The organism is Rhodococcus sp. 15-2388-1-1a (assembly GCF_002259145.1).
Lineage (GTDB): Bacteria > Actinomycetota > Actinomycetes > Mycobacteriales > Mycobacteriaceae > Rhodococcoides.
Genome location: NZ_NPFP01000006.1, coordinates 138,364 through 150,149, shown reverse-complemented (window position 1 = coordinate 150,149; position 11,786 = coordinate 138,364). Strand labels below are relative to the sequence as shown.

Below are 11,786 nucleotides of genomic sequence, written 5' to 3'. Positions count from 1 at the left end.
ATGGGGTATAGGCGGGAGCCGGCGGGGTGTAAGCGGGAGCCGGCGGGGTGTAAGCCGGTTCAGGTGTGTACTCGATCGTCGGTGGCACGTACACAGGGGGATCTGTGGTGACAACAGGCGGAGTAGTTGTGACGGCTGTCGTGGTGGTGGCGGCGGTTGTAGTAGGTGTTGTTGACGCAGCCCGAGATGTTGTGTTCACGTCGGGGAGTGGCGGGACCGTGACCTGCACTGCGTCGCCGGTACCGCCGGCTTCGTCACTCGAGCATCCGCTCACCAGAACGACAATTGGCAATGCCGCAGTGAAAGCTATTCCCGCAGAGCGTCGTACAGCAATGCGCAAGGTCGATGGTGCTCGGTGCTTCACGGTTTCTCATAACGGTCGCAGGTGGGTACCGCAGGTTCCGCGGTCACGCTCACAGGGTCGTTCGCTCGGGCTGGGGTGTTACAGACTCCCGCGAATCGAAACATTTTCATGGGGCTTGGCGATCAACATTTACACACTTCCAATTGGACAGGATGACAATGCTGCCACCGCTTGGGCCCACCCTGAAAGAGAAGGACGCCACCAAATGGATCGCGTCGCTGAGTGAGCACCTTGCGCCTGGCGAATCGGTCAGGGCGTTGGCCCGGTTCAGCACCATGCGGCCCCTAACGGACGCGATTGCAGTGACCGATCGACGAGTGATCGCGTTCTTCAGCGCGAGCGTGAATAAGAAGGGTCCCCTCGTCGAGATTTCGTCTGCCGACATTGGCCAAGCGGACGCGCACACGAAGTTCGGGGGACGGACACTAACCGTCCATGCCCCAGGACAACAATCGCGCCATATCGGAACTATGCGAGCGGACGATGTGAGTTTTGTGGTCGGGCAGGTAAATGCGATCGCTGCTGCCAGAGAGCCTGAGGCCCCAACGGTCGACGTGTACGACCCGTTCTCGAAGCCCTGGGAGGCGCCCGCGCCTGTTGATGTCCCTCGGCCTCAGCTTGCGGCGCCGCCAGCGAACGTCGACCCGTTTCCTGAACCGGTGCTCGCGGAACAGATTGCGTCGGAATCGATCCACGGCGTAGTCGGCGCGAGCAAGGAGGAAACGAAGCGTCTGGTTCCGCGATGGAAATCGGTACCGCTGCTGTCAGTTGCCGGGTTCTTCGGTCTACTCGCGGTGACCGGAGCTTTTGATCGGGAGTCAGGGCCCATGATTTTTTTGTTCTTCGCTGCCTTCACCTTGGTTCCGGTCTCAGTGCTGTGCAGCATTCGTCACCGAGCTACACGTCGACAAGCCATGGCGGCCGGGTCTGCACCTGTGTACGGCCTCTTCAGCCGGAACTGGGTTCCGATTGGGATTCCGTTGGCCGTTGTGCTGTTCATCGTGTCGGTGGCGATCAGTTGAAGATCATTCAAACGTACGACGTAACGGCGTTCGTCCCGAATCGGGCCATTCGGTCTGCTAAAAGTAAAGAGTTGTAGTTTTCCGGTAGCAGGACCCCGGATGGATCGGTCTCGGATGGATGAGGGAGTCGAATCATGAGTGTGACCCTGGCCAAGGGCGGAAATGTCTCGCTGAGCAAGCAGGCCCCGCAGCTGACCGCCGTGACCATCGGTCTCGGGTGGGATGTCCGATCGACTAGCGGCGGTGACTACGACCTCGACGCGAGCGCAATTGCGCTGGGTAGCAACAAGAAGGTGCTGAACGAGCTCTTTTTTGTCTTCTACAACAACTTGCGGTCGCCTGACGGAGCCATCGAACACACCGGCGACAACCGCACCGGTGAGGGCGAAGGCGATGACGAGTCCATCGACATCGATCTGTCAGCGCTCTCGCCCGAGATCGAGTCGATCATCTTCCCTGTATCTATCCACGCTGCCGACGAACTGAACCAGAACTTCGGCCAGGTCGTAAACGCGTTCATCCGCGTGGTCGACAAGTCCGACAGCCGCGAGCTCGCCCGCTTCGATCTCAGCGAAGATGCATCCACCGAGACAGCCATGGTCTTCGGCGAGCTCTATCGTCACAACGCAGAGTGGAAGTTCCGCGCCATCGGTCAGGGCTACGCATCCGGCCTCGCCGGCATCGCCCGTGACTTCGGAATCAACGTCTGACATCGACGTACTCGAATACTGTTGAGCCGTAACATGTCGAGTGCAGACGCGTGTTCCCCTGGGAATGATGTGCACTGTGTCGTCAGCCGCACGCAAACGTCACTCTGAGGGGATTGCACACTTGTCTTCATCACCGGATCCGTTCGGCTACGGCAACGACAGGGGATCCGGATCGCCCCCGCCGCCCCCGCAGTCGTCCGGTGCGCCGCCGGCATCAACCCTCTCGGTCGCGGGCCCACCGACGATCTATTTGATCGTCTCCGGGGCGCTGGCGCTGGTCGGGTTGATCATGGGAGCAGTACTCGGTGGTTCCGGACCGCTCGCTGTCGTCGGATGGGTGTTGGCGGGGCCGATTGCCATCGGCGTCCTCTCGGCGTTCACGCTCCTCGATACCAACCGCCGAGCGCGGCCGATCTATGCGGAACCGACGTGGGTCAAACCCGCGTATTGGGCCGTCCTGATCATCGCGGCGGTCGGGATCATCATCTGCGCGCTGCGCATCGCTGACTGGATTGGTCGACTGTGAACAAAGCGAAAGCCGGCGCACTCGTCTCGGCGACCCTGCTGGGCGCATGCGCTGCGATCTCGGTCGTCCTCGCCCCACCCGCCGCGGCAGCACCGGGGGGTGCCGCGGTATCGGACTTCGGTGCCTGCCTCGCGGCACAACGCAGCGGCGACCTCCTGCTGATGATCGACGAGTCGGCCAGCTTGCAAGCCTCCGACCCGGACGGTGCACGCATCACCTCTGCGAATTATCTGCTCGATCAGCTCACCAAGTACAAGGAGTCGTCGGGCATCGACCTCGACGTCGCGGTGGCAGGGTTCGCCGACACTTACTCGGTGGAATCCGATTGGTCGGCTCTCGACCCAGGTTCGTTGCCGTCGATCGAGAACGCGGTCGAAGGGTTCCGCGACCGTAATAATGGCATCGACACCGACTACTGGCTGGCGCTCGACGGCGCTAGGCAGACCCTTGCCGACCACACCCAACCCGTCGATGGCGTCGATCCATGCCAGGCCGTCGCCTGGTTCTCGGACGGCAAGATCGACTTCACCCCGCGCGCAGACACAAACAAGCCGTACGCGCCCGACCTGCCGCTCGATACTGCCGACGATGTGACGCGAGTAGTCGGCGCGGCCACCGAATCGATCTGCCGCCCCGGTGGCGTCGCCGATCAACTGCGATCCTCCGGCATCGTGCTCTTCGGTATCGGCCTTGCCGCAGGCACCGCGCAGCCGGCCGACTTCGACGTCATGCGATCCATCGCCACCGGAGAACCAACAGGCGGCACCGCATGCGGCAATATCGCCAGCCCCAGCCCCGGCGACTTCTACCTCGCAGGCAACATTGACGATCTGCTGTTCGCGTTCGATGCATTTTCCACTCCCGGGCAAGCGCCCCTGACGCGCGAAACTGGCGTCTGCGCACTGACGGTCTGCGAGGAAGGCAAGCACCGCTTCGTTCTCGACAACTCGATCGACACGGTGTCAGTCCTCGGATCGGCTGACGTCTCTGGGTTGATCCCCACACTCGTGGCCCCCGACGGCACAGAAGTGCCGCTGCCGTCGTCGGATTCGGACGTCGCCGTCGACGTTGCTGGAGTGAACGTCACCTATCGGTGGCAGTCCCCGCGCACCCTGTCGTTCGACATGAACAATCCCGACTCACCGCAGTGGCAGGGCGTCTGGGCTCTGGTCTTCGTCGACCCCACCGGCGACGCCGCCGGCGCTCGTACCCGATCGAACATCCACATCTCGGGAAACCTTTTCCCTGAATGGAAAGGGCAGCGGACCACGGCAATCCACAGCGGTGAAGCCGACGTGCCCATCGATCTCGGGATCGTTGACGCCTCGCGCAACGAAGTGGACCCGCAGTCTCTGCTCGGAACCGCCACGCTGGCAGCCACTCTCATCGAAAGTGACGGCACGCAAACCGTCGTCGGCGCGGATATCCCGAAGGAACAAATCAGCGAGCCGCTGCGTCTCGATCTCTCCGATGTGGCACCCGGCCAGGCGTCGGTTCGACTCACTTTGAACGTGACGACCGCCGACGCCACCACGCCCGACGGCACCGTCGAGCCTGGAACTGCGCTTGCTCCACAGTCGGTGGACGTGCCGCTCACCATTGCACCGCCGATCGGCTTCCCTGCTCTGCCTCGGACCATCGATTTCGGAACGGTCGAAGGTGCCGGGCAATTCACCGTCGACCTGCCGATCGCCGGCCCCGGTTGCGTGTGGCTCCCCGCCGACGCCGGCACTTCCATCGTCGCATCTCCCGATGGAGTGGGTAGTCTCGAATTGTCGACGTCGGGAGCTACATCCGTGGATTCTTGTCAGGCGCTCGGTGACGGGCAGGAAGGAACGCTCCCTATCGCCTTGCAGGTCGAGAACGCAGCCAACGGTCCCGTCAACGGCACCGTTGCACTGATGGTGGCACCCAATGGCGAAGCCGATCGGGCCCTACCTATCGACGTGGAGTTCACCGCTGACCTCGAGAAGCCGCTCGACACCGGCAACGCACTCCTGGCCCTCATCGTGGCGCTGCTGCTCGGGCCTGGCATTCCGCTGCTGTTGCTGTACGGCGCCAAGTGGTTCACGGCAAAGATTCCCGCGCGCACTCTCAAGGGGCAGCAGTTCCCGGTTACCATCTCCGGAAATACTGTGCTGCGCAACGGCTCCCCATTCGCACTCAACGACCGCGATCTAATCGAGGTAGTCCGCGGTCTGGACTCACCGGCTCGATCCCTCGATGTAGCAGGCGTGCAGCTGCGCACACATGTCGGATGGTCGCCTGTCGGAGCCGGATTCGTTACCGCAGTCGCCCCGGGCCGAGTTGGAGCGTCGTCGACGATGCCCGCGACCCACGGCAAGAATCACGAGGCACGACTGCCGCTTGCCGTGCACAACAGGTGGTTCGTTCTGCACGACCTACAGGGACCAGCAGACAACGCCGTTGTCGTGTTGCTCATCGGTGACGACGCCGGCCCGACGGTCCGCAAGTCGGTCGTCGACGATATGACCAATCGCCTGCCGAACGTGTTGGCGACGCTGCGATCGTCCACCGAGCCCGGTGCCGGTCCGTCAAGTCCCAGCTCTACTGCACCGCGCCCCGCACCGTCCGGGTTCGATCCGTTCGGCGGCGGAAACACTCCGCCGCCTGCGCCCGGCAACTACGACCCGTTCGGCGGTGGCGGCAACACCCCGCCTCCTGCCCCGCACAACAACGACCCATTCGGTGGGCCGCAGCGAGGTCAAGGCCCGAGACCCGGTCAGCCGCCGGGTCAGTCCGGCCCGTCGAAGCCGTTCGATCCGTTCGGAGACGGACGATGACGGTGCCGACACGACTCACCATGGCTCGACAAACAGCAACAGGAGAGGTTGACGTATGAGGCGCTTTCTCGTCGTCGGATGCGGCGGTTCCGGTGGAGCCACGCTGGCATACATGATGGACCAGCTTCGCTCCGACCTCGCCTCACACGGCATCGATTCCATTCCGGCCGGGTGGCAGTTCATTCACCTCGACGTTCCGACAGCACCGTCGCCGGGGCCCGATGGAATGGGGCACGTCCGTGAACAGGGCGGGACCTACGTCGGTACAGGACCGCAGAGCGATAGCTACTCGGTGTTGGACAATGCGATGAGCCAGCAGTTCATCGGCAAGCAACGCCTGGACACCATCGCGACCTGGGCCCCCCGCGACCCGTCGGCCGTGCACACCCCGCTCAGTACCGGTGCCGGTCAGTTCCGCGCCTTGGGTCGCATGATCACGCTGAGCCGCGCCGGCTCGGTGCGCGAGCGACTCGAAACTGCCTGGGGCAAGCTCAATCTGGTCGATACCGATTCCGAGATGCGCAGCCTCGACATTCCCGGTGCCGGCAAGTACGACCCGGGCGAGCGGCCCGTCGTACTCGTCGTGTCCTCGATGGCCGGCGGTGCGGGAGCGTCGATGGCACTGGACATCTGTCGATTGCTGACACTGATCACCGGGGTCGATCCGCGGCTGATGGGCGTGTTCATGGTTGCGCCGGACATCTTCGACGGTCTCGACGCGTCGGCCACCACCGGTGTACGGGCCAACGCGCTGGCCATGTTGGGCGAGATCGTGGCCAGCCAAACAGGGTCGGCACGTGAGCACGACGTCGCGATTCTGCGTGCACTCGGACAGCAGAACGGTGAAGGCGAACTCATTCCCTTCGCCCGCGTGTTTCCGGTCGGCCGCTACGTCGGAGCCGAGCAGACGTTGTTCGGCGACGGCACCCCGAACGCGATCTACCGCGGCCTCGGGCGGGGGCTCTCAGCCCTGATGATGAGCCAGTCGGCAACGCAGCAGTTCGTCGAGTGGGACCTGACCAATGGCGGCGGTATTGCCGGAAACCGTGAGTACCTCGGCTGGGGTAATCAGCAGTGGAACACGCTGCCGTGGGGATCTTTCGGGTTCTCCAGCCTCAGCATGGGCCGTGATCGGTATGCCGAATACTCGTCCCAACGACTGGCTCGCGCCAGCGCCGACAAACTGCTGCGCGGACACGTACAGCCCGGCAATCGCGCGAGCGAGGACGAGCAGGCTGCGGCCGTGCTCGACAGTCAGTGGCCCAATATCTGTAGTGCACTGGGCCTCCCAGCAGGCCACACCGATGCCAACTCATTGCCCTACGACATCGGCTCCTGGATCACGAACACGGTACTTCCGCGATCCGAGGTATCCACCCTGGCCACGCACGTCATCGACACGACGCTTCGCGACTACATTCCGTCGGGCAATGGCCTCAACGCGTCGGCGTGGGTCCCTGAGGTCAATCGCAACCTCTACGCCCGACGCGCGGCGATGCTTTCCAGCGCACAGAGCGCGGCGTACTCGAAGGCGTTCGGCTGGCATCTCGAATTCGCAGACAAGCTCGAAGATGTGGTGGGGAGTGCTGTTGCGGACCTTGGGCTGCCGTACGCTACTGCATTGGTCAAGCGGGTCTCGAAATACATTCAGAATGTGGTTCTGCCTACAGCGCAGGATCTTTCGAAGCAAGCCCCGCAGGATATATCCGAACCGCCGGAGGATGTCCGGGCCACACTCGCAGCGCTGAAGGGCACATTGTCGAATGCCCAGGAAGTGGTGTTCGCGGTCCTCGACGGCGCACGACGGGTCACTGAAAAGCAGATCTACGCAACACTGTCCACGCATCTGAGCGCGGCGGCCGGAGCCATGGTGGCGGAGTTGTTCGATCCGTTGGTCGAGGCGCTCAACGAATCTCACACCTTGCTGCGTCAGGCCTCGGTGGAACAACCGCGCGACCTCGGATTGGCGCGACTGCACACCGACCAGTACGCCGCCTGGCCGTCGGACCGGGACGAGCGGGTGCCATCACGATTCGCCGAGGCGAACAATGAAGTGATGCTCACGAGCTCGAGTGACTTCAAGATGAGGTACGAGCTGGACCTGCCTGCGGCAATCGGCAGCGCCAACATAGATCAACGTGCGTTCGGCGACGCTGTCATGCGCGCCGCTGCCCAGGCCATCACCGGCAAATGGGATACGAGCGATGGGACCACCGCGCCCGGCTACACGGTCAAGCTCGTCGAGCGGACGGCTACCTGGCGCTCTCGCGTCTTCCCGACCAACCCGGCCAGTGGCGAATCGATCATCTCGTCGCCCTCGGCGTTCGACGTGCATACTCGTCCACCCGAATTGTTGGCACGGGCAAGGAAGTTCATTGCTCGTACCGGTGAATCCTTCGACAAGTTCTGCTCGGTGTCACTGCACGACTACGTCACCGGTGGCGGTGCAGCCGAGTCGGAACTGTCCGGTCGTCGCCGCGACCTCATCGCGAAGTTCGGTCAAGCCATCGCCCTGGCACGTCCGCTCGCCAGCGTGAACGAAACAGCAATGCAGGCGATTCACAACGATCAGCAGATGCAATACCGTTTCAAGTTCTCGGCCATCCCGTTCCAGGGGCAGAGCATCGCCGAGGAACTCTCTGCAGAACTCGAGCGCAGCGTCCGCATCGACCAGACGACCAAGGACGTTCTGGTCAATGCGCTCACCGACGAGAAGCAGATCAAGCGCATCGACATCTTCGGTTCCTACCCGAACTATTCACCGCTCGCTTACAACTCGGTGATCGGACCCGCATCGCGCCAGTGGAACACGTCGTCGCCGTCGCAGCGGAAGGCTTTCTGGAACCTGCGTCGTGCAAGACCGCTGGCTGCGTCGTTGCCGATGCACAAGTCGGAGCGTCAGGCGATGGTCGGTGGTTGGTTGCTCGGCCAAGTACTCGGCCGAGTGTCCCTACCGAGCGGCCCGTTCATCGAGCCTGCCCGGGTCTTCGACGGCGAGTTGGGACGGTGGCTCGAATTCCCGAACCCGTTGTTGACCCCGCCGTCGGAGTTCTCTGCTGACTACGACTGGCTGCCGGCAGTTCTCGAATCCGTGTTGTTGGCCATTGCCCAGTCGCATGAGCCGCCGGTGATGTCGTCCATGCAGTCGTACCGTGCGCTCCGGCGCATTTACGACTCCTCTGCAGAAGACGAGGTCGGTGGCATCCTCGGTCTCGCTGCATCGGTGCACCTGACGGAATGGCTGCGTACCGGGGTCACCGGAACAGGTCTCGCATCGGCGGTGGCCGACACCGGCGAGAATTCCACCCCGCAGGAGCGCGCAGCGAGGGCCAAGGCCTGGCTCGAGGAGGAGCGGGACTTCGCGGGCAAGCACTACATGCAGCCCGGGTCCGGTGCCGGTATCGGTGAGGTAGGTGCCGTCGGTGGTGGTGTGTTCTCGAATATCACCGTGCGAGCGCAAGCGACAAAAACCCCGATCTACCGTGACGTCGCGCCCGACGTGTTCTGGGGTACCAACAAGCTGATCGCGCTCATCGACGCAAGCCTCGCAGCAGCGTTGCGGCCCGCTGCTGCCGACGAATTCACGGCCACGCCGCCGACATCGAGTTGGTCGGCCGGAGCGGACTCGTTCGAGATCCCACAGCGAGGAAACCACTGATGTCCGAACTGACAGTGTTTCTGGCACCGACCGGCGTGGCCGACGGTGTCAAGGACGTTCTCAAAGACCTCTCCGCAGTAGGTATGGTTCGCCCGTTCCTGTGGGTCGACGGCGCGGATGCGGATCTTGCTCCCACCGCAGCGTGCTGGGTGCAGAACGGCCGGGAGTTCGACACCACGGTGCAGGAAGTCGTTTCCTCGCAACGCATCTTTGTGCTTCGGCTGTGTATCTTCGTGCCTTTGACGGGCATCCTTCCGGCGCTGGAGGTCGACACCGAACGGCGGTTGGCGGAGCTGCTGGCATCGACATCGGGCGGCGCGAACGTGGTTCGGCTACGACTGCTGCTGGGACGACCAGGAGCTACTCCTCCCTCGAATGCGGTTCTTGCCCTCGACGGTTGGCACAACATCTTGGTGGCACCGGAGGATGCGCGCGGCCCGGGCATGGGCCATATCGCGCTGACTGCCACAGACAACACTCTCGAGATCGGACGCCACGCGGCACCCGTCGTCGCTGCGGTGTCCGGGCTGTGGGCCGACGTGGAACACGCGCCGTTCGACGCCAAGCCCGTCCTCCCCGGAAACCTCGTCAGTCTGGTCCGGTCGTTCTACCGTCGACTCGACACGTCCGAAGTGGAAAACTCACTGCGTCGACAGATTTTCGAGCAAGACGGCGGCCTTCCACTCCCGCGCGAAAGCGGAGCTCCTGTCACATACGTCGATGACGTTCCTTTGGCGACGCAGACGATGGCGCGGAGCCTGTGGGGAAAGCATCGCGCGGTCCTCAAAGGTGATCGGGTTCCGTATGAGGCCGAGCAGACCCAGACGATCGGATTCTGGGCCGCACTCAAGATGTTCTTCTCGTTCCTGGGAGCCGCGCTGCGTAATGCGCCCGCCGCTTGGTATGCGCGAGTGGTGGACAGCGTCTCCACGTCAGCTGCTGGAGCGGTGCACGCGACCGTGTTCGGAAACAACCCATCGGCCTACGAAGTTGTCGCCAACGGGCGCACCTCTCAAGGGCGGCAGGCAAGTTGGACTCAAGTGGGATCGGCGACCCACCAGTTGAGGGATTCCCTGGAGTCCACCGACGACGAGCGTCACCACAGTGCGCGCGCAGATCTCTCCGATCTGTGGCAGGACTACGCGAAGGCTGCGATGACCCTCGCCGACGGCGGTGCGCGATCCGCTGAATTGCCCCCGGTACAGATCGGAGCCAGCAGGGGAGTGTTGCGCAGAGCAGCGGACGTCATCCCCGGACCCGCAGAGCGATTCGATCGAGTGCCCGGGATCGTGGCCGCGACCGTCGAGGTGGACGGAGTAGATGCCACCGATGTGATCGGTGCCAATCAATTGCGCGGCAAGCTCGGTGAACTCGATCAGGACGCGGCTCTCGGACTCGAGGCGAGGCGCACGGGTTCCGCTCTCGACGAGTGGCAGGCGCGCGGAGGCAACAGCTTCGGTGTTGCTGTCGGACGGACCCTGGCGCAAAATTTCGTCGAGCGTCACAACGAGGTCAAAGATCTGATGGCGCGGCTGCGTGCGCATGCCGACGCCGCTCCACCCGCCGAGAGTAAAGGGCACAACACGCTTGCCCGCTGGATCCAAATCACCTCAGTGATTCTCTTGCTGGTTGTCGTCGCATCAGCGGTCGGCATCGCGCAGTCATGGTTCGACTGGTGGATCGGCGCGTTGATCATCGTTGGTTCGATCGTGCTGTGGATTGTGGTTCTGGTGTTCGTGTTCCTCCGTGGGCAACAGGATCTGTTCCAAGACCTGAACAGACGTAAAGCAGCGGCCGCCAACGCTTCTGCTGACGAAGCGAATCTCCGCACGGCGCTACGCGACCTCGACCGATTGGCCGACGCGTACTCGCAGTACCTGTCGTGGAGCCGCGCGTTGGGTGCATTCTTGGCGGAGCCGCTCGGGCCGAACAGGTTCGAGCGCTCGGCCGAAGGCCGGATTGCCTGGGGGCTGCCCAAGAGCACTGGCATCGGTTACGCGAACCCACACCCCGACCAGCTCGCCAACACGGCCGAGTATCTACGGCAGGACCTGTTCGGCCTCGGCTGGCTGACACCGCCCTGGGAGAGCGCACTGGGTAATGCCGGAGACTTCCTCGGCAGTGATGGGCGTGACGTCAAAGCGGACCCCACGCTGCTCTGGCGAGCCCCTGGAGCCGGTTCGATGTCGTCGTTGGATCGGTGGTCCGGCGGGTTCTCCAGTGGCGAATTCCGGTCCACCGGTTCCGAGCTGATGTGGGAAAAAGCTCGGATGAACTTGATGGGGCCCAAGTCCGAGCTCGTGCAATCCCTTGTCGGACAGATCGAAGTGCTCACCGACGGCACTACGACCTTCGTACCGATGGTCGACTTCATGGCGGGGGTCGGCGACGAAGCAGGACAGGGCCGGATCGATCATTTCGACCGGTCGATGGTCACCGACCTTGCGGCAACTCAAGGCCTGACCGCCGTCAAGGACGACCACCGCCAACGTGGTTGGGCAGGGATCGGGGCAGTCAGTGTCGCAACGCAGATCAGTGACGGCTTGTCAGCGGACCAACTGACTCTCGGTTCAGCCGAGGCACCGACCCAGTCGCAGGACTGGAGCGTGCCCGAGATGCCCGATCGTCGCACTTCGACCGATCCCGAACCGGCTGCAGAACCGGAGACCTACGACGCGCCGAACAGAGAGTTCCGGTTCTGA

At 63.3% G+C, this 11,786-nt stretch carries 6 protein-coding genes; all 6 read left to right on the top strand.

The annotated features are described in order from the left end of the window. Positions 1-522 precede the first annotated feature (522 nt). Entirely contained in the window at positions 523-1,386 is an 864-nt protein-coding gene (locus CH302_RS04410) for a hypothetical protein (RefSeq protein WP_155292924.1), read from the top strand. A 134-nt stretch (positions 1,387-1,520) separates the two neighbouring features. Next, the gene (locus CH302_RS04405) at positions 1,521-2,096 is read left to right on the top strand and encodes a TerD family protein (RefSeq protein ID WP_037190869.1); all 576 of its coding nucleotides are present in this window, start codon (positions 1,521-1,523) and stop codon (positions 2,094-2,096) included. A 121-nt stretch (positions 2,097-2,217) separates the two neighbouring features. Beyond that, on the top strand, positions 2,218-2,622 hold the full coding sequence (locus CH302_RS04400) for a hypothetical protein (protein ID WP_141216600.1): 405 nt from the start codon (positions 2,218-2,220) through the stop codon (positions 2,620-2,622). Continuing rightward, entirely contained in the window at positions 2,619-5,426 is a 2,808-nt protein-coding gene (locus CH302_RS04395; protein WP_037190871.1) for a hypothetical protein, read from the top strand. Before CH302_RS04400 ends, CH302_RS04395 begins: the two co-directional genes overlap by 4 nt. Before the next feature lie 55 nt (positions 5,427-5,481). Continuing rightward, positions 5,482-9,084 (top strand): tubulin-like doman-containing protein, encoded by a 3,603-nt coding sequence (locus CH302_RS04390; protein WP_037190872.1) that lies wholly within the window; start codon positions 5,482-5,484, stop codon positions 9,082-9,084. Continuing rightward, positions 9,084-11,786 (top strand): hypothetical protein, encoded by a 2,703-nt coding sequence (locus tag CH302_RS04385; RefSeq protein ID WP_052047686.1) that lies wholly within the window; start codon positions 9,084-9,086, stop codon positions 11,784-11,786. The genes CH302_RS04390 and CH302_RS04385 overlap by 1 nt, the downstream gene beginning before the upstream one ends.

Bases quoted from the DNA above. Each gene is read 5' to 3' on its own strand.
- CH302_RS04410 (WP_155292924.1), top strand. From the start codon at position 523: ATGCTGCCACCGCTTGGGCCCACCCTGAAAGAGAAGGACGCCACCAAA.
- CH302_RS04405 (WP_037190869.1), top strand. From the start codon at position 1,521: ATGAGTGTGACCCTGGCCAAGGGCGGAAATGTCTCGCTGAGCAAGCAG.
- CH302_RS04390 (WP_037190872.1), top strand. From the start codon at position 5,482: ATGAGGCGCTTTCTCGTCGTCGGATGCGGCGGTTCCGGTGGAGCCACG.
- CH302_RS04385 (WP_052047686.1), top strand. From the start codon at position 9,084: ATGTCCGAACTGACAGTGTTTCTGGCACCGACCGGCGTGGCCGACGGT.